Origin of the sequence: Streptococcus sp. NCTC 11567, assembly GCF_902141215.1 — a bacterium.
In the GTDB taxonomy this organism is placed as follows: Bacteria; Bacillota; Bacilli; order Lactobacillales; family Streptococcaceae; genus Streptococcus; species Streptococcus dysgalactiae.
Map to the genome: position 1 here is coordinate 1,937,181 of NZ_LR595857.1, position 17,982 is coordinate 1,955,162.

At 40.0% G+C, this 17,982-nt stretch carries 18 protein-coding genes; 5 read left to right on the forward strand and 13 right to left on the reverse strand.

All coding sequences use genetic code 11. The features are described 5' to 3' along the window. Positions 1 to 88: 88 nt before the first annotated feature. From radA to FQT67_RS09710, 6 genes are all read right to left on the reverse strand, one after another. On the reverse strand, positions 89 to 1,450 hold the full coding sequence (radA, locus tag FQT67_RS09685) for a DNA repair protein RadA (protein ID WP_037589774.1): 1,362 nt from the start codon (positions 1,448 to 1,450) through the stop codon (positions 89 to 91). A gap of 82 nt (positions 1,451 to 1,532) precedes the next feature. Continuing rightward, positions 1,533 to 1,979, reverse strand: coding sequence for a dUTP diphosphatase (locus FQT67_RS09690; RefSeq protein WP_003053378.1), 447 nt, complete (start codon positions 1,977 to 1,979; stop codon positions 1,533 to 1,535). Between the two features lie 107 nt (positions 1,980 to 2,086). Further along, a complete protein-coding gene (locus tag FQT67_RS09695) occupies positions 2,087 to 2,854 on the reverse strand; it encodes an epoxyqueuosine reductase QueH (protein WP_014612596.1) in 768 nt (255 codons plus the stop codon). A 118-nt stretch (positions 2,855 to 2,972) separates the two neighbouring features. Next, entirely contained in the window at positions 2,973 to 4,757 is a 1,785-nt protein-coding gene (locus FQT67_RS09700; RefSeq protein ID WP_046177242.1) for an ABC transporter ATP-binding protein, read from the reverse strand. After that, complete coding sequence (locus tag FQT67_RS09705; protein ID WP_046177243.1) at positions 4,757 to 6,466, reverse strand: ABC transporter ATP-binding protein; 1,710 nt, start codon at positions 6,464 to 6,466, stop codon at positions 4,757 to 4,759. The genes FQT67_RS09700 and FQT67_RS09705 overlap by 1 nt, the downstream gene beginning before the upstream one ends. Then, entirely contained in the window at positions 6,459 to 6,908 is a 450-nt protein-coding gene (locus tag FQT67_RS09710; RefSeq protein WP_003053369.1) for a MarR family transcriptional regulator, read from the reverse strand. The genes FQT67_RS09705 and FQT67_RS09710 overlap by 8 nt, the downstream gene beginning before the upstream one ends. A 200-nt stretch (positions 6,909 to 7,108) precedes the next feature. Here FQT67_RS09710 and FQT67_RS09715 point away from each other — a divergent pair, with 200 nt between their 5' ends. The 4 genes from FQT67_RS09715 to FQT67_RS10990 all read left to right on the forward strand — a co-directional run bounded on the left by FQT67_RS09715 (position 7,109) and on the right by FQT67_RS10990 (position 9,867). Then, entirely contained in the window at positions 7,109 to 8,125 is a 1,017-nt protein-coding gene (locus tag FQT67_RS09715) for an NAD(P)H-dependent glycerol-3-phosphate dehydrogenase (protein ID WP_046177244.1), read from the forward strand. Positions 8,126 to 8,156: 31 nt separating this feature from the next. Further along, positions 8,157 to 9,059: a UTP--glucose-1-phosphate uridylyltransferase HasC gene (gene hasC, locus FQT67_RS09720; RefSeq protein WP_003061497.1), complete on the forward strand. Its 903-nt coding sequence runs from the start codon at positions 8,157 to 8,159 to the stop codon at positions 9,057 to 9,059. 180 nt (positions 9,060 to 9,239) lie between these two features. Next, complete coding sequence (locus FQT67_RS10985) at positions 9,240 to 9,509, forward strand: hypothetical protein (protein WP_236558959.1); 270 nt, start codon at positions 9,240 to 9,242, stop codon at positions 9,507 to 9,509. Positions 9,510 to 9,534: 25 nt separating this feature from the next. Then, a complete protein-coding gene (locus FQT67_RS10990) occupies positions 9,535 to 9,867 on the forward strand; it encodes a hypothetical protein (RefSeq protein ID WP_236558960.1) in 333 nt (110 codons plus the stop codon). A 176-nt stretch (positions 9,868 to 10,043) separates the two neighbouring features. On the opposite strand, the gene FQT67_RS09730 is transcribed toward FQT67_RS10990, so the two are convergent. Both FQT67_RS09730 and FQT67_RS09735 read right to left on the reverse strand, forming a co-directional pair. Next, positions 10,044 to 10,718: a rhomboid family intramembrane serine protease gene (locus tag FQT67_RS09730; RefSeq protein ID WP_046177245.1), complete on the reverse strand. Its 675-nt coding sequence runs from the start codon at positions 10,716 to 10,718 to the stop codon at positions 10,044 to 10,046. Further along, a complete protein-coding gene (locus tag FQT67_RS09735) occupies positions 10,715 to 11,242 on the reverse strand; it encodes a 5-formyltetrahydrofolate cyclo-ligase (protein WP_046177248.1) in 528 nt (175 codons plus the stop codon). The genes FQT67_RS09730 and FQT67_RS09735 overlap by 4 nt, the downstream gene beginning before the upstream one ends. 199 nt (positions 11,243 to 11,441) lie before the next feature. Between FQT67_RS09735 and FQT67_RS09740 the strand changes: the two genes are divergently transcribed. Beyond that, the gene (locus tag FQT67_RS09740; RefSeq protein WP_143936419.1) at positions 11,442 to 12,446 is read left to right on the forward strand and encodes an IS30-like element IS1239 family transposase; all 1,005 of its coding nucleotides are present in this window, start codon (positions 11,442 to 11,444) and stop codon (positions 12,444 to 12,446) included. Between the two features lie 365 nt (positions 12,447 to 12,811). Here FQT67_RS09740 and FQT67_RS11030 read toward each other — a convergent pair whose 3' ends face one another. The 5 genes from FQT67_RS11030 to FQT67_RS09765 form a co-directional block, all read right to left on the reverse strand. Further along, positions 12,812 to 14,497, reverse strand: coding sequence for a Cna B-type domain-containing protein (locus FQT67_RS11030; protein WP_348639761.1), 1,686 nt, complete (start codon positions 14,495 to 14,497; stop codon positions 12,812 to 12,814). A gap of 574 nt (positions 14,498 to 15,071) precedes the next feature. After that, positions 15,072 to 15,956, reverse strand: coding sequence for a site-specific integrase (locus FQT67_RS09750; RefSeq protein WP_261308906.1), 885 nt, complete (start codon positions 15,954 to 15,956; stop codon positions 15,072 to 15,074). Then, positions 15,949 to 16,167, reverse strand: coding sequence for a DUF3173 family protein (locus FQT67_RS09755; protein ID WP_000498423.1), 219 nt, complete (start codon positions 16,165 to 16,167; stop codon positions 15,949 to 15,951). Before FQT67_RS09755 ends, FQT67_RS09750 begins: the two co-directional genes overlap by 8 nt. A gap of 5 nt (positions 16,168 to 16,172) precedes the next feature. Continuing rightward, positions 16,173 to 16,388: a hypothetical protein gene (locus FQT67_RS09760; RefSeq protein ID WP_000197061.1), complete on the reverse strand. Its 216-nt coding sequence runs from the start codon at positions 16,386 to 16,388 to the stop codon at positions 16,173 to 16,175. Beyond that, a complete protein-coding gene (locus tag FQT67_RS09765) occupies positions 16,381 to 17,709 on the reverse strand; it encodes a Rep family protein (protein ID WP_000198400.1) in 1,329 nt (442 codons plus the stop codon). The genes FQT67_RS09760 and FQT67_RS09765 overlap by 8 nt, the downstream gene beginning before the upstream one ends. Positions 17,710 to 17,982 lie beyond the last annotated feature (273 nt).

Sequence of the window (17,982 nt, forward strand, 5' to 3'; positions counted from 1 at the left end):
GATATCGTTCGGAAAGTTTTTAAAAAACAAATGATTTGGATACTTTCTTGACGAAGTTCCTCCTCACTTGCTCTTACTTTCTAATCTTTTAGCCAAAAACGGCCTTTAAAACCTGACCAACTGTTGTCACACCCACCACTTCAATACCATTAGGAATACTGATGCCCTGCAGAGCATTTTTAGGGGCGTAAATTTTAGTAAAACCAAGCTTGGCTGCTTCATTAATTCGTTGTTCGATACGGGTCACCCGCCGAATCTCACCAGTCAACCCAATCTCTCCTAAGAAGGCTTCCTGAGGGTTGGTTGGTTTTTCTTTATAACTGGATGCGATGGCTACGGCTACAGCTAAATCAATGGCAGGTTCGTCTAGCTTGACACCACCAGCCGATTTGAGGTAGGCATCTTGATTTTGCAAGAGAAGCCCACAGCGTTTTTCTAAGACTGCCATGATTAGGCTTACGCGATTGAAATCAAGTCCCGTAGTGGTTCGTCTAGCATTACCAAAAACGGTTGGGGTTACCAAAGATTGGACTTCCGCTAAAATTGGACGACTACCCTCCATGGTCACCACAATGGCGGAGCCTGTAGCACCATCTAATCGTTCTTCAAGAAAAACTTGGCTTGGGTTTAAGACCTCAACAAGTCCAGCTGATTGCATTTCAAAAATGCCGATCTCGTTGGTAGAGCCAAAACGGTTTTTCACCGCCCGCAAGATGCGAAAAGTATGATGCCTTTCCCCTTCAAAGTAGAGAACGGTATCCACCATATGTTCTAACATACGGGGACCAGCTAAGGTTCCTTCCTTGGTAACATGTCCTACAATAAAGGTTGCAATGTTGTTAGTCTTTGCAAGTTGCATCAATTCGGCAGTGACTTCTCTCACCTGACTCACTGATCCTTGAACACCTGTAATATCAGGACTTATAATGGTTTGGATAGAATCAATAATCAAGAAATCTGGATTCAGGTTTTCAATCTCTGTACGAATGGCCTGCATATTGGTTTCAGCATAGAGGTAAAATTCATTGTCAATATCCCCCAGACGCTCACTCCGAAGTTTAATCTGCTCTGCTGATTCTTCCCCAGAAACATACAGAACAGTTCCCTTATTAGCTAGCTGGGTAGATACCTGCAAGAGCAAGGTGGACTTCCCAATACCTGGATCCCCACCAATTAAAATCAAGCTCCCCGGAACGACACCGCCACCAAGGACACGGTTAAACTCTGCCATATCGGTCTGTGTCCGATGATAGCTGATATTGTCCACATCTTTTAATTTAACGGGCTTACTTTTCTCACCTGTCAAACTGACACGAGCATTTTTAACCTCTTTGACCTCAACTTCTTCCACAAAGGAAGACCAGGCCGAGCAGTTTGGGCAACGCCCTAAATATTTGGGTGACTGATACCCACATTCTTGACAAATGAAGGTTGCTTTTTTCTTTGCTATGGTACTCTCCCCCTTGATAAAATCAGCAAGCTAGTCCTGTTGCATTCAGTAACAGGATCCTATTGGCTATAACACAACTGTCTTATTTTCCGGTAGAACCAAAACCACCTGTTCGTTCACCGCTGGCTTGATCACCATCAGCAATCAAGAAAGGCATGAAAACACCTTGGACAATGCGCTCACCAACTGCCAGTGTAACCGGCTGGTCCGTAATGTTTTGCATCTGCGCAAAAATATGCCCTTCATTAGCGTCATTGCCATAATAATCCCCATCAATCACCCCAACGGAGTTAATTAAAACCAACCCTTTTTTACGAGGATTTGACGAACGGTCATAGAGGTAAAGTACCTCACCATCTTGCATATAGGCCTTAACTCCTGTCGCCACCAACTTAATCTCTCCTGGTGCAATGGTTACGTCCTCAGCAACAGACAAGTCATAACCAGCCGCATGTGCTGTCTCACGTTTTGGTAATAGGTCCTTGTTGGTAAAGTCTGATACAAGCTCAAACCCACGAATCTTAGTCATCTTTTTCATATCCTTTCAAGTCAATCATATCCTCTTATTATAGAATATTCGCAAAAGAATAGCAAAAAAGCGATCACTTTTGAAGGGACCACTTTTTAAGCCTACTATCACATCTCTTCCCCGCGATAACTAAAGCGGATGTGGGGGAAATCATTATCCAAATCCTTGTCTGCCATAAAAGCTTTGGCATCTTTTTTTACTTGAACCAAATCAATGCCCTGCATTTTGGCAGCGTAGACACAGCCACAATAGCATTGGCGGTAAATATCATACTCCTCACACATTTCAACTGATCTGCGATAACCGTTGTTTTTCTTGAAATCACTTGGCAGGTATTTGGTGGTGTAAACCTTTTGCACATCGATGCCCACATCATTAATGGTTTGCGAATTTTTATGAGGACTGATGGTTAGGGCACTGGCAAAGTAGTCAAAACCAAGTTCCACTGCTTTTTGAGCGGTCTTGTCTAGTCGGTAATCAAAACAGACACGGCAACGGTCCCCACCTTCAGGTTCCTCTTCTAAGCCTCGCACTTGTCGAACATACTCATTAGGGACATAGTCCGCTTCGAGAAACTGAACAGTATTGCCTGTTTTAGCGTTGAACTCAGAGACAAACTGTTGTGTCACATAAGCTCTGCGATGGTATTCGTCCTTAGGGTGAATATTAGAATTGGCAAAGTAAACCGTAATGTCAGCAAACTGCGTCAGGTATTCTAGAGTGTAAGTGGAGCAAGGGGCACAGCAGACGTGCATTAAAATACTGGGACGCACGGATTCTTTCGCCCAAGCCTCGGTCATCTGCTGCATGACCCTGTCATAATTTATCTTTTGATTGGGATTCATGTTAGCGAGAATCTCTTGTAAATCAATCATTGTTGCTACTTTCTAGTTGTTTTTTCTCTTGCTTGCTATTATACCATACCAATCAAGAAAGCTTGACTGCTTTATTGATAAGCCAAAAAACTCCGCTAAGAAGCGGAGCTGATACCATCTATTCAAAGACGAATTGATTGTGATACAATTCGGCGTAAAAGCCTTTTTGATGTAATAATTCCTGATGGTTTCCTTGCTCAATGACCTTACCATCCTTGAGAACAATAATGTGATCTGCATTTAAAATGGTTTTGAGGCGGTGAGCAATGACAAAGCTGGTTCGACCTGCCACGATAGCTTCCATGGCCCGTTGAATTTTACTTTCGGTAACTGTATCAACATTTGAAGTGGCTTCATCCAAAATCAATACTTCAGGATCAGTAAGCAGGGTTCTGGCAATAGAAATTAACTGCTTTTGACCTGTTGAAAAGACATTGTCATCATCTGAGACATAGGTATTGTACCCTTTTGGTAAGGACATGATAAAGTCATGAATATGGGTCGCACGCGCAGCAGTTTCAACCATGTCTTGACTAATGGTCTGATCACCAAAACGAATATTATCCGTAATGGTTCCTGAAAAAAGAACTGACTCTTGCAACACAATCCCTACCTTTTGACGAAGACTATCCAAATCGTAGTCACGAATATCACGGCCATCAAAGGTAATCGAACCTGCATCCACATCATAGAAACGGTTAATCAAGTTCATAATAGTGGTCTTTCCAGAACCTGTCGGTCCAACCACGGCAATCATTTTGCCCTTGGGTGCAACGATTGACACATCTGATAAAACCTTTTGCCCAGGAAGATACCCAAAATCGACGTGGTTAATCGCCACTGCTTCTTTTAAGCTGGTGAACGCTGGTGCATTTTGTGGACGAACTTCTTCAGTCTCATCAAACATTTCTTGAATACGATGGGCACCGGTAAACGCCAACTGTAATTCTCCCCAACTAGACGCAATTTGCATCATGGGTTGGTAATATTGTTGCGAATACTGAACAAAAGTCACCACCAAACCGAGAGCTGCAGCAGCTTGTATGGATTTGTCATTGAGGACAATTGCTGAACCAGCAAAAATCACGATAGCTGTATTAATCAGGCTCATCCCATTCATGACTGGGAACAACAGTCCTGAGAACAGACGCCCTTTGAAGGTTGCCTGCCGAACCTTCTCATTGTGTTCCAAAAAACCTGCAACGGTTTCTTCTTGAACGCCCTGTACAATAATCGCTTTTTGGCCAGAAATTTTTTCGTCCATGTAAGCATTTAAGGCACTAACCTCTTGCTGTTGGATATTGGTGTATTTTCTTGCCAAACGAATGATAATGACTAGGAAAATAAGAGCAACTGGGGTTGAGGCCATGGTTAGCAAAGCCAAGCGGCCATCTTGCCTAAACATCATCCAGACCAAGCCGATGTAGAGGGCAATATTAGTTACCACTTGAACCAAGGATTGGTTCAGCGAGTTTTGAATATTATCCAAATCACTTGTGAAACGAGAAAGAATATCCCCATCTTTATGGCGGTCAAAAAAGGCAACCGTCAATCGTTCTAATTTGCCAAATAAGCCCTTGCGCATGCGGTTGGTTGAATGGGCCACAATACGCGTAAACAAGAAACTGTAAATCAAGTTAGCTAAAATGGTAAAGATATAAGCCATTAATAACTTGAACATCACAGCATTAAAAGCAGATAAATCAGGACTAAAATGCGTCTGTCCACTCATCTTAGCAACATAATAAGCTTGTCCTATTTTTCCCAATTCGGTCAAGGATTCACCCAAGAAGACAGGCGCCTTAACCTGCAAGTAAGTTGCCAGAATAATGGCAGCAGCAATCACTACAAATGATATCCGGTAACGTTTAAAATAAAACCAGAAAAAACGTGCTGTCTTCATTAGTCTTCCTCCTTCCCTTTTTGGGTCTCATAAATTTCACGATAAATCGCATTATTAGCTACCAACTCAGCATGAGTTCCTTCGCCAATCAGTTGGCCCTGATCGAGAACTAAAATCTTATCAGCCTTTACCACTGACGAAATTTTTTGGGCAATGATCACTGTGGTGGTCTCTTTCAACTCTTTATTCAAGGCTTCTTGAACTAATCTTTCTGACTTGGCATCCAGAGCCGATGTTGAGTCATCCAATACAAGAATCTTAGGTTGGTTAATAACACCACGCGCAATCGACATTCGTTGTTTTTGACCACCAGAGAAGTTATTGCCCCGTTCTTCCACTTGGCTTTCATAGCGGTCATCCATACGATCGATAAATTCTTTGGCTTGAGCAATACGTGCTGCTCGTTCCATGGCATAATCATCTGAAGTTGCTGATCCTTGACGGAGATTGTCTGCAATGGTTCCCGAAAAAAGAATAGCCTTTTGCAACACGATAGAAACCGTTTGACGAAGAGTCGCTTGGCTCAAGGATTTAATCGGTTTGCCTCCCAGCAAGATTTGACCTTCTTGCGGGTCAAACAAGCGCGGAATAAGCTGTGCCAGTGTAGACTTCCCAGCACCAGTAGCACCGACAACACCAACCATTTGACCAGGTTCAATCCTAAAGGAAATATGGCGTAAGGTCGGCTCATCATCATTAGGATAAGTAAAGCTGACATCCTCAAAGACAATACTACCTGAAACCTCTTCTTCTTGCTCGGTGTCAAAGGTCATGGTTGACTCAGTATCTAGCACCTCTTTGAGACGACCAATAGAGACAAAGGCACGACTTGCTTGCATGCCCATAAAGCCAACCATGATAATTGAAAACATGATTTGCATCATATAAGTCATGAAAGAAGCAATATTCCCAATAACGGTAGGATCTGTTTCAACCATGCCTGAAACCATATAGATGGACACGTACACTGCCAGATAAGATACCAACATCAAAGCAGGTTGCATCAACGAAAAACCGTAGCCTATAAAGAGATTCAAATCTAATAGTTCATTGGACGTTTCTTTAAATTTGGCATATTGTTCCCGTTCTTGCACAAAAGATTTAACCACACGCACGCCACGAAGATTTTCCTTAGCAATTCGATTGATCTTGTCCATCAACTTTTGGAATTTCCCAAAACGTGGGCCCATCTGACTCATGACCAAAGCCATGATAAGACCAATTAAAATAACCATCAGCACAATCACCCACCACAAGTCAGGTAGGGTCTGCACCGCCATGATAAAAGCTCCAATAAAGAGAATCGGCAGACGAAAAAGCACTTGAAACAGCATCATTACCAAATTTTGAATTTGATTAATATCATTGGTCATCCGAACCACGAGGTTCCCAGCATTGAAAGCTTCTACATTGGCATAAGAAAAACTCTGAATTTTTCGGAAGGTCTTCTCACGAATATCCGCTGAGACCCCTTGAGCAATCTTAGCAGCTAAAATAGTATTAACTGCCCCTGCAATCAATCCCATCAGCGCAATGATAAGCAACAATATCCCCACATTGTAAATCTTATCTTGGTTATTTTGAATAACAGCACTCAGCACATCTTTTAAATAATGAGGCTGAAGCAAACTGCTCGCTACCACCCCAATAATCATGATGAGCGAGCCCAATGCGTACCATTTGTAACGCAAAATCGCTTCTTTAAGCATCGTTCTCTCCTTTATAAGTTAGCATATTTTGCTTAAGCTGCTGAATCACCTTTTTAACCGTCAGCAACTCCTCTCTCGTGATTTCTTTAAAGAAATAATGTTCAATATCCTTGCGACATTCTTGCAACAAAGGCAGCTTCTCTCGTCCTGCCTTAGCCAAAATGACTTGCTTGTAGCGCTTGTCTACTTGGGAAGGAAGAACCTTAATAAAACCATTTTTAACCATGCGTTTAACAAGATTACTGGTAACTGATTTTGAAATTTGGAGTTCTTTTTCAATGTCCTTCACAAAAATTTCTTGATCTTGATGCTTGGATAGAAAAACCAAAACGTGTCCCTGGGGTCCTGCTAAATGTTCAAGGTCATATTTCTTTGCAATTTCATCGCTAATTTGTTCAACCTGATGTGTCAACTCACGCAAATCTGCAATTACTCGTGACATCTGTTACCTCCTTAATAGTTTTCATGATAAGTATTTTAGTTCTCTGGATAACTATTGTCAATTAAAATGTCTTGATTTTTAAAAATTCTAATTTCCATTCCAAACCGGCAAGACTTGAACCCCTCTGCTATCTTTTCTAATAGAGTTACCTTTCCTCTTATGTTATAATAAGATGATTAGCTCTTAAAGGAGAAGATAAAATGACAAAACAAAAAGTAGCTATTTTAGGACCTGGTTCCTGGGGAACTGCCCTATCACAGGTGCTAAATGATAACGGCCACGACGTTCGTTTATGGGGAAATATTCCCGCTCAAATCGACGAAATTAATACCGAACATACCAATAAACACTATTTTAAAGACATTGTTTTAGATGAAAAGATAAAGGCTACTCTTGATTTAAGAGAAGCTCTAGCAGATGTTGACGCAGTGCTTTTTGTTGTCCCAACCAAGGTGACGCGCTTAGTCGCTAAACAAGTGGCTGAAGTGCTAGACCATAAGGTTGTGGTAATGCATGCCTCTAAAGGGTTAGAACCAGGAACGCACGAACGACTATCGACTATCTTAGAAGAAGAAATTCCAGCTAATCTCCGCAGTGAAGTGGTTGTTGTCTCAGGACCAAGCCATGCTGAAGAAACCATTGTTCGTGACATCACCTTGATCACAGCAGCTTCTAAAGATATCGAAGCTGCAAAGTACGTCCAATCCCTCTTTAGCAACCACTACTTCCGCCTCTACACTAATACCGATGTGGTAGGTGTTGAAACAGCTGGTGCCCTCAAAAACATTATCGCCGTTGGAGCCGGTGCCCTTCATGGATTAGGTTACGGGGACAATGCTAAAGCCGCTGTGATTACGCGTGGTCTAGCTGAAATCACTCGTCTCGGTGTTAAACTAGGGGCTGATCCCCTCACTTACAGTGGCTTGTCTGGTGTAGGCGATTTAATTGTCACAGGTACTTCTGTCCATTCTCGTAACTGGCGAGCTGGGGATGCCCTTGGACGCGGTGAAAAACTCGAAGATATCGAACGCAATATGGGCATGGTTATCGAAGGCATTTCCACCACTAAGGTTGCCTACGAAATCGCTCAAGAATTGGGTGTTTATATGCCCATCACAAGCGCGATTTACAAATCCATCTACGAAGGAGCCGATTTTAAAGAGAGCATCCTTGGCATGATGTCAAATGAATTCCGTTCTGAAAACGAATGGCACTAAGCCATAGATTATAAAAAGTGAGGAGTTACTGATGACCAAAGTCAGAAAAGCCATTATTCCTGCCGCAGGTCTAGGAACACGTTTTTTACCTGCTACCAAAGCTCTTGCCAAAGAGATGTTGCCCATCGTTGATAAACCAACCATCCAGTTTATCGTCGAAGAAGCGCTAAAATCTGGCATCGAGGAAATCCTTGTGGTGACCGGAAAAGCTAAACGCTCTATCGAGGACCATTTTGATTCAAACTTTGAATTAGAATACAACCTCCAAGCTAAGGGGAAAAATGAACTGTTGAAATTAGTGGATGAAACCACTGCCATTAACCTTCATTTTATCCGTCAAAGCCACCCAAGAGGACTGGGAGATGCTGTCTTACAAGCCAAAGCCTTTGTGGGCAATGAACCCTTTGTGGTCATGCTTGGAGATGACTTAATGGACATTACAAATGCATCCGCTAAACCTCTCACCAAACAACTCATGGAAGACTATGACAAGACGCATGCATCCACTATCGCTGTGATGAAAGTTCCTCATGAAGATGTGTCTAGCTATGGGGTTATCGCTCCTCAAGGCAAGGCTGTCAATGGCCTTTACAGTGTAGACACCTTTGTTGAAAAACCACAACCAGAAGATGCGCCTAGTGATTTGGCTATTATTGGTCGTTACCTCCTAACCCCTGAAATTTTTGATATTTTGGAAAGACAGGCTCCTGGAGCAGGTAACGAAGTGCAACTCACTGATGCTATCGATACCCTCAATAAAACTCAGCGTGTCTTTGCACGAGAATTCAAAGGTAATCGTTACGATGTTGGGGATAAATTTGGATTCATGAAAACGTCTATCGACTATGCCCTAGAACACCCGCAGGTCAAAGAGGACTTGAAAAATTACATTATCAAACTAGGAAAAGCTTTGGAAAAAAGTGAAACTAAGTAACTAAGAAAACATCAACTAAGTCTCTCGTAATGACTAAAAATGACATTAACTCCCTTGAAACGAATCGTTTCAAGGGAGTTTTTACTTCTTGTTCTTTCTTCAAAGATCGTCTGTACTGCCCCGTGACATTTCCAAGGGAAATAAGCCAACACCTTAACGAAAAAGGTGTATAATAAGAACATGAAAGCACTATGTTTTTTTATTGGGATCAATATCATGGCGCTGGCTGTCGCACTCTCAAAACTCTCCACTTTAGGAACTTCTCCGATTGCAGCCATTCCAAATGTTCTCTCCGAAAGTTTCTCCCGTTCAATTGGGGAAACGACCATTTTCTTTATGATCTCTCTTGTTGCCTTACAACTGCTGATTCAGCTCCCTAGAAAGGCTAAGGACCTTTTTTCTCTTGCTGAGTCAACTGATTCCCGGGGTCTTGTTTGGAAGCCTGATTAATGCTTATGTCAGCATGCTCAAGCCTTTGATACACTGGCATAGTTATGCCTTACAGCTCTTGACACTCTTACTCAGTATCCTTATTCTAGCCATAGGAGTTGTGATTGAAGTAGCCTCTGATTTTATCGTGATGCCTGGAGAAGGACTTCCAAAAACTATTGCCAAGACCTATCAGTTAGCCTTCCCAAACGTCAAGCTCTTTTGTGACATCAGCATGGTGTTAGTGGCTCTTATCTTATCGTTTGCTTTTGGACACCCTTTTTTAGGTATTCGTGAAGGTATCCTTTTAGCCACCTTCCTCACAGGTCCGCTCGTATCCCTCATCGTTTATAGTCAAAATAGAATCACAAAAAAATAAGTTTGAGGCAAACCAGTATTCTGACCATAACAAAAGCAGAGCTCCTCTCGATGGAAGCTCTGCTTTTTTAGTTTTGAGTGTTTCTCTTATTTTATTTGAGGCGATTATTTTCTTGCCCTGCAACTTTCTAAACGACATAACCGATAGATTCTGCTATTCTCTATCCCTCGTCTACTCTACGAACGAAAACCTAGGAGTAAGACCACACCTAAAGCAAGACCATAGGCTAATAAAGCCAAGGCTTTCTGAGATTTCGTTAACCTTAATTTTTGAAGGTTATTTGAAAATCCTAAGCCAATTAAGGCGCCGCCCACGACACCACCAATGTGTCCTGCCATACTTACATTTGGCATGAGCAAATTCAGTAATAGATTGACCACAATCAAGGTCTGGTAAGATTTTCCAAGATCTCTTAAAGCTTGGTTATTCCCAAAAGTACCTAAAACCATAATAGCTGCAAACAGTCCAAATAAAGAAGTTGACGCCCCAGCAGCTACTGTCTCTGGTGTGAGCCACATGGTAAAGGCATTTCCCATAACTCCTGAAAAAACATAGAGCAAGAGAAAGCGGTGCGACCCCCAAATCTCCTCAGCCATTTGACCAACAAAATAGAGGGTTAAGGCATTCACAAAAAAATGCCCCCAGCCAATATGCACAAAAATCGGAGTGACCAGACGCCACATCTGATTTGGAAAAGCCTTGACGGCCAGTCCATACATCCCACCAAATTGATAAATCGCTTGAGAGCTAGTCGCTTGAGAACCATAAACCAACTGCATGGCCATAAATACCAAGGCTGTTAACAGTAAGAAGAAAATAGTAATGGATTTCTGTTTTAAAAAACGTGTCATCTGCGGTAAAACTCCTGAACGTTGATATCATGGGATTCTGGGACAAATGCCTTCATTTGGCAATCGTAAATGGTGCTAAAAGTCGGGCCATCGTAATCTTGCAAATAACGGTCATAATAGCCACCACCATAACCGATACGAAACCCTTGCTCGTTAAAAGCCACACCAGGAACATGCAGGCAATCAATAGCAGACTTTGGAATTTCCTCCTGACTCTGAGGTTCTAAAATACCAAAGGAAGATAGGGCTAAATCGTCAGCCTGATAGCCTACAAAAATCATGTTTCCTTTCTCCAGCACCTTTGGTACCACAACAGTCTTTCCATCTGAAAGCGCCCGCTGGATAAAACCATCTGTTTGGTACTCAGTTGGTAGCGACAGGTAGGTCGCAATCACCTTTGCGTCTTGATAAGCAGAGCTATTGACCACATCTTCCAACAAGGCCTTGTCTTTTTGCTGTTTAAGGGTTGGAGGCATGGTGCGCAAGGCTTGCAACACCTCTTGCCGAATGTCTTTTTTTATCATGCCCCTATCATAACATAAAGTCAGAAAAAGATTCAAGGTGCGTTTCCTGTCAAGCATTAGTCAAAGATATCTCACAAAACTTTGTAATGACAAGCTTTCGAAAACTTCTAAAATGAACTTAGCCACTTTTTAGGTATGAAAAAAGCACCTCTAAGAGGTATACTTGTAGTTCACCACAAACACAAGGAAACTCAAAAAGATGCAAGATTATTATACACCAAAAGGCAAACAATTGACAATCCATGAGCGTCAGCAAATTCAACGCTGGAAGCTGGAAGGTCGCTCTAATCGTGAAATTGCTCGCTTACTAGGTAAGGCTCCCCAGACCATTCATAATGAAATCAAGCGAGGATTGGTTAGGCAACAGGTTCGTAAAGGAAAGTTTGAAGCCGTTTATTCTGCTCAACATGCTCAGTTGGTCTATCAAGAAAATCGCAAGCGTTCTGTTAGACCCATTAGACAGCGTAAGCAAGATAGGGCGGCTATTGAACACTACATGCGTCAGAACTATTCCCCTGAGATGATAGTCAAAGCTAAGAGAGTTCAAGTCCCTGTATCTACCATCTATTACTGGATTCATCATGGGAAATTAAGTCTTGGTAAGGAGGCTATGCTTTATCCGAGAAAGGCTAAGCAGGCTAGAAAACATGCCAGTCCTTATTTTAAACCCGCAGGAAAGAGTATTGAACAACGCCCAGATAGCATTAACCAGCGTCTTGAAGCTGGGCATTATGAGATTGATACAGTCATTCTGACGAGGGCTAAAAATCAATGCTTACTCACCCTAACGGACAGGAAAACACGTCATCAGCTGATTCGATTAATACCGGATAAGTCTGCTCAAGCCGTCAATGAAGCTCTTACGGGGATTCTAAAAGACTACACCGTCAACTCTATCACAGCAGACAACGGGACAGAATTTTCTCGCTTATCAGATGTCTTTCCAGCAAGTGACATCTACTATGCCCATCCCTATGCGTCATGGGAGAGAGGCACTAACGAAAACCATAATCGCCTGATTCGCAGATGGCTCCCTAAAGGTACCAAAACAACGACCCCTAAAGAAGTCGCTGCTATTGAACATTGGATCAATCATTATCCTAAACGACTCTTCAACTACAAGTCGCCAGTAGAAATGTTAAAACTGGCTAACTTCAACTTGAAATTTGGCTACAAATATATATTAAAAATAAAGGAAATCTAAAAAAGGATTTAAGGAAAGTTTAAGGTTCCTATCGTAGAATAAAACCATCCTAAAAAGCGGTTTACCCAAACCGTTGGGAGAATAGGATTTCCCTTGTTTTCCCTTTTCATAAATCTCCTGGGCACCTATCCTCTTAGGTGCCCTCCCTTATTAAGCCTAATCAGTTCGCCGACTGGTTAGGCTTTTTAGCTAGCTGACATATGCCTCCCAACCTATGTCTACTCCTTAGAAGCAAGTAAGAAAGGATTTCTGAAACAAACAAAAAAGCTGAGAGCATTTGCATGCTTCCAGCTTCTTTGTTAGAATCTCCTGTTATGGCAACAAGTGATTCTTCGCTTACTAATCATTGATCGTTGAAAAGGTTGTTAAGCTTTTGACGCTTTTCTTTTGAGAAGACCCCAAAGTGATACTAAGAAGAGGATCATTGCTCCCACGATAGTAGATAGGACGTGTTCAGCTTCCCCTGTAGCTGGCAAGCTTACCTTAGCCTTAGGTTTTTCAACGGCAGGTAGTTGTGTTTTTTCTTCCTTAGGCCACTCGTTGTCAAAATGAATGGAGATTTTAGGCTTACTATCTTCAACTTCAGTTGTGGATCCTGATTGTCCATGTTCATTCGGTAGAGTTTTCTCAAATTCAACAATCTCTCCTTGACCACCAATCATCACATCTGGACCTTTGGTATCCTCAACCTCAGTTGTAGAACCAGATTGGCCTTGTTCAGTTGGTAAGCTTTCCTCAATATCAACAACCTCTCCTTGACCACCAATCATCACATCTGGACCTTTGGTATCCTCAACCTCAGTTGTAGAACCAGATTGGCCTTGTTCAGTTGGTAAAGTTTCCTCGAAATCAATAGATTGACCCGCCTCAGTAATCGACTTGTCATTATCAATCATTACAATAGGATCATCACCTACAATTAATGTACTGTCTACCCAAATTTGTCCTTTCTCATCAATTGTGAAGGTAATTGGAGCTGCCAATTCATAACCTTCTGGCGCTGCCGTCTCCACAAATTGATAAGTCCCTGGCATCAAGTAGAAATCTTTAACTGTGCCGTCTGATACCCATGATTGAATAGTTTGACCTGATAGATTACGTAGTTCAATCATAGCACCTGCTAATTCTTTACCATTAATATCACGTTTTGAGAATTTAACGTGAGTCGTACTATCTTCCTCAATTGTAGTATTACCAGACTGCCCAGTCTCTCCTGATAGACCTGACATGGTATCAATCGGGCGAGTATCTTCAATAGTTGTGGTATCACCTGATTGATGTTCCTCTGTTGGCAAAGTTTCCTCGAGACCAAGAATTGGTCCCTGTTGAATGATAACTTCACGTTTGGTATTGATAATATCATTACCCGAATAAGTGACATCATAGCCAGCAGGAACAGTTACTTCTTTAACAGAATAAACGATTTCTTTTCCTGATTCTCCATGCTTCTTCAAGTTTTTAAATTCGAAGGACCATTCATCACCTGAACCAGAAACATATTTTGTCTGACCTTCAACAGCTACCCCATCAGCATAGAGCTGCACTTGAATAGCTTCAGGACGGTCAGTAGCTGCATCGTTTTTCCAAAACTTACGACCTTTGAAGGATGTTAGTGTATCTTCACTAATAACTTTAGAACCTGATTGACCAGTAATACTTGACTCTCCAAAAGCCAAAGTAAAGTTATTTCTTCCAAAAATAAAGTCCGATTCTATAAGAGAATTAGTTACAGTAAAATGATTATTACTACTTTTATAAGATACAGCAAATCTCTTATTATTAAGAGTGATTTCTCCTCCAATTTCCCCATCTTCTACTATTTCATATACATTTTCTTTGTTTTTATTAATACTATCTGTTATTGTAAGATTTCTAAATTCTTCCTGCCAGTTATTTCTACTATTAAGTTTAACAAATTTACTTGTTCGCTTACCATTTTTCACAAGATAGATAGTAATCTCTGGAAGATCTTTTATTTCGATCCCTTTCCACTCTTTATTGACCTTGATAGATATTCTCCTCTGTGGAGTGGGAATAGAGTTAATAAGTATAAAAAGCCTATGAAATCAACATTTTCAAGGATTTTTGCTTTGCATTGACAACAATTTAACAACAAAATAGATTATTTTTTTATCAACTGCGTTGAGGGCTCCTTTTTTCGTTCAACAGACTACGCTAGTCAAACTTCAAAAAGGAGTGTCAATAGTTAAAATTTGTGATATAATCCTAAAGCAATGCTTTCCTCGAGCAAATCTTTTGCTAGAGAGGAGGTGTTCATTAATGGGCTACTTCTCGGAGCTCCTTATTGCCATTATGGCAGAAGTCATTGCAGGAATCAGCTTGTATTTCATCTGCAAATGGTTGGATGGCAAAAAATAATAAGTATTGTCAACCTAAAAACACCCGTTAATCTGATAGGAACGTAAAAAAAGCCCTCAACTATTGGCACTAGTTGGGGGCTTTGGTGTTCTAATGAACTACTTCTCAGTATCTAAAGTGTACAGTATTTTACTAAAATTGTCAAATTTTACAGTGTGTTGATTGCCATTAAATTTGCTTTTCCTAACATGATTTTCTGTCACTACTACTTGTCCTGTCATTCGATTAGCAACTTCTTTCATAGCATTAGGGCGTAGATTTTACCAATGGACTACCTACTAGAGAAAAGACAAATCTACATTCTCCTATTTGAGCCTGTGCTTGTTTCCAGTATTGCAAATTCTCTAAAGTATCGTCATCAAGATACAATAACCTATTACCTGAAATAGATTTTGTATCTGTAACATACCATTCTTTTTGATTTTTATAATACATTGAACAATCTATTAGGACTGTACCGCTATCAAAATCGATCTTCGACCACTCAATAGCTTGTAATTCGCTTGTACGAACTCCAGTCATAAAGAAGAACCAAAACGTGGTAAAATATAGCAAATCATAAATATCAGACTTGTCAAATGTACTGATGAATTTCTGAAATTCTTCAACTGTCCAAAAATCAACTTTAGGCTTATCTTTCTTGACATTGCCAACCTGTTTAGCCACATTGCTAGGCAACATACCAAGCCGAACAGCTAAATCAAAAACTTGTTGTAGTATCTGATGTACAGAACGAATATAATTATTTGATAGCCCTTCAATAAACATAGCATTCTGCCATTGCTTAACATGGGGAGGAAGAATATCTGATAATTTCATATTATCAAAATAGGCTAGTCTTTTAAACTTTGAACGTGACATATCAAAAGTACGTTGTCTAACTTGACTTTGATAATCTGGTATAAAATAATCATCTAGGAATTTTTTAAACGTCATTGAGCTATTGCTTGATAATGAACCTTTCCCAAAATCAGCAAGTATTCTCATACGCCATTCTAAAGCTTCTTTTTGTGTTTTAAAGCCGTTTTTAAACTTATGTATCCTTTTACCTGTTATAGGATCAAATCCAAGTGATACAGACGCTCTAAACGTACCATTTGACATTGGATAGACATTAGGCATTTTAGGCATGTTCTACTGCTTCCTTGTCCATCAAATCAGCTTCATCAATCTTCACACCTAAAATCTCTTCAACGGTTTCAAGAGGAACTCGCCCTAATCCCTTGCTTTCATACCATGTTAGTCCTTGGCTAGCTAATTTTGCTTTTGCTTGCTTTACTAACATCATAGCCTGCCAAGAACTAAAACCAAGTTTCATTAAATCTTTTTTTACCACAAACATAGTTTTTATTTCCCTTTCATGTTAAAATGTAATTGGTTATTTTTATATTTGATGCGGTTTGCCGACTGCATCATTTTTTTAATTTTTTGATAGTTTGCTTTATTTTTAAAAAACACATAAATATCTGGAAAATCCTTATATAAACTCTTTTCATTTCTGAAATCAATTAAATAAACATTATCCAATTTAACCTTTTCAAATATGATTATTTTCCTAGTCATTTGTCACGTCCTTCACATTCTTTGGCAAAATTCTAGGATAAATATATTCCTCTAATAATTTTGTGATAAACTCGTCTTTGTTTTGTGATGAATACAAATCTTCATAGTTGAAATTTAAAACAACACTAGAGCCATCAGAGCGTTGATAGTGATCATTAGCTTTATTTTTCTTAACTTCTGACACGCTATAAAAGGTATCTTCCATACCGTGCTTTTTAGCTATCTCCGTTGAAAAATTAACACGTCTTAAATACTGGTTTAAATCTTCTGTTTTGATATTGCCAAAAAACTGTTTGGGTGACATATAAGCAGTCATCACAATCAATCTAGGGACAACCAATTTATTTTGATAACGTGCCGACATTCTTGCAGAGTTAAGGGGGTCAAAGAGTTTTAACCAATCACTCGCAGATAAGCTATCTTCTCGCAAGTCATCTAAAAATAAAATTTCCTCACCGTAATAATTATCAAATGGATTTTTTGAACTAGCAGGATAATACTCACCTTTTAAACCATTTTCTCTTAACCGTTTTGACACTTCTAAAATAAGCTCATTGGCAAGATGGGTTTTTCCAATACCAGGTTCGCCTTGAATATAAAGAACTGTTAGCTGATAGTTACCTTTTTTCAAATCTTTTAGACGTAATACTGTCTCACGTTCTCCAAAGAAATTAAAGCTTTCTCTGAATTTTTGTTGGTTATTGGCAAATAAGAAAGCTAGTTCGTCATCTTCCATAACTTCCAAATAATTTAATTCTCCCTTTTGGACTTTTGATAAGACTAAGTCAAGACTTTCATCAGATTTCTCACGTTTACGAGTTGCAGCATATTTTTCAAAATCTTCTATATTTTGATTGATAAAGGTTTCATAATCAAGCGTATCAAACGTTTCGACATCACTTGCCGGATATTGGTGTTTATCCTTATCCTTGGCATGAATAAGATAAGCTAAAGCATTGATACGTGTATAAGCACGACCTCCTTTTGATTTTGGAGTTTCAATGCGTTCACGTTCTAAGCCTAAAACACTAGCTACTCTTGATAAATCAATTTGTTTTGGAAAGTCAATATAGCCGTGTACGTGAGGTTCAACCAATTTTGTACCATAAGACACATCTTTATCATGCACCACTATGGCAAACTCCACAAATTCCTCATCTTCTACCAGTGTTCTGATACGGTCAAAAATCAATCTAAAAATCTGTTCTTTATTTGTTTCCCAGTCATCAAGTAATTGTTTATCTTGAATAGACCAATCCCAAAATATTGATTTTAATTGTTGTTCAAATAAAAATCGTCTGTTTCTAATTCGTCTTGTCATATTTTCCTTTTCTAATTAATACAGGGTTTTCAAATTATTTTTAATCATTTTTCAATATTTTTTGGCATTATACTTCACTTTTTTTGAGAATAATGCCATGTATAATGCCAAGTAAAATGCCATGATTTTAGCTCTTTTTCTTCCCTAACGCGTACGCTGCCACCGTTGGTATTGGCCACGGAGAAATGCTTTCAAATCAAGGGTTTTCCTTGTTTTGCACCATTCTATCGTCAAGTCCAGAATGGCGCCCGCGCATAGGTTTTGGCATTATGG

What these genes read in the sequence shown, in the direction of transcription:
- FQT67_RS09690 (WP_003053378.1), bottom strand. Translation starts at nt 1,979, where the DNA reads ATGACTAAGATTCGTGGGTTTGAGCTTGTATCAGACTTTACCAACAAG.
- FQT67_RS09695 (WP_014612596.1), bottom strand. Translation starts at nt 2,854, where the DNA reads ATGATTGATTTACAAGAGATTCTCGCTAACATGAATCCCAATCAAAAG.
- FQT67_RS09700 (WP_046177242.1), bottom strand. Translation starts at nt 4,757, where the DNA reads ATGAAGACAGCACGTTTTTTCTGGTTTTATTTTAAACGTTACCGGATA.
- FQT67_RS09705 (WP_046177243.1), bottom strand. Translation starts at nt 6,466, where the DNA reads ATGCTTAAAGAAGCGATTTTGCGTTACAAATGGTACGCATTGGGCTCG.
- FQT67_RS09710 (WP_003053369.1), bottom strand. Translation starts at nt 6,908, where the DNA reads ATGTCACGAGTAATTGCAGATTTGCGTGAGTTGACACATCAGGTTGAA.
- FQT67_RS09715 (WP_046177244.1), top strand. Translation starts at nt 7,109, where the DNA reads ATGACAAAACAAAAAGTAGCTATTTTAGGACCTGGTTCCTGGGGAACT.
- hasC (WP_003061497.1), top strand. Translation starts at nt 8,157, where the DNA reads ATGACCAAAGTCAGAAAAGCCATTATTCCTGCCGCAGGTCTAGGAACA.
- FQT67_RS10985 (WP_236558959.1), top strand. Translation starts at nt 9,240, where the DNA reads ATGAAAGCACTATGTTTTTTTATTGGGATCAATATCATGGCGCTGGCT.
- FQT67_RS09730 (WP_046177245.1), bottom strand. Translation starts at nt 10,718, where the DNA reads ATGACACGTTTTTTAAAACAGAAATCCATTACTATTTTCTTCTTACTG.
- FQT67_RS09735 (WP_046177248.1), bottom strand. Translation starts at nt 11,242, where the DNA reads ATGATAAAAAAAGACATTCGGCAAGAGGTGTTGCAAGCCTTGCGCACC.
- FQT67_RS09740 (WP_143936419.1), top strand. Translation starts at nt 11,442, where the DNA reads ATGCAAGATTATTATACACCAAAAGGCAAACAATTGACAATCCATGAG.
- FQT67_RS09750 (WP_261308906.1), bottom strand. Translation starts at nt 15,956, where the DNA reads ATGCCTAAAATGCCTAATGTCTATCCAATGTCAAATGGTACGTTTAGA.
- FQT67_RS09755 (WP_000498423.1), bottom strand. Translation starts at nt 16,167, where the DNA reads ATGTTTGTGGTAAAAAAAGATTTAATGAAACTTGGTTTTAGTTCTTGG.
- FQT67_RS09760 (WP_000197061.1), bottom strand. Translation starts at nt 16,388, where the DNA reads ATGACTAGGAAAATAATCATATTTGAAAAGGTTAAATTGGATAATGTT.
- FQT67_RS09765 (WP_000198400.1), bottom strand. Translation starts at nt 17,709, where the DNA reads ATGACAAGACGAATTAGAAACAGACGATTTTTATTTGAACAACAATTA.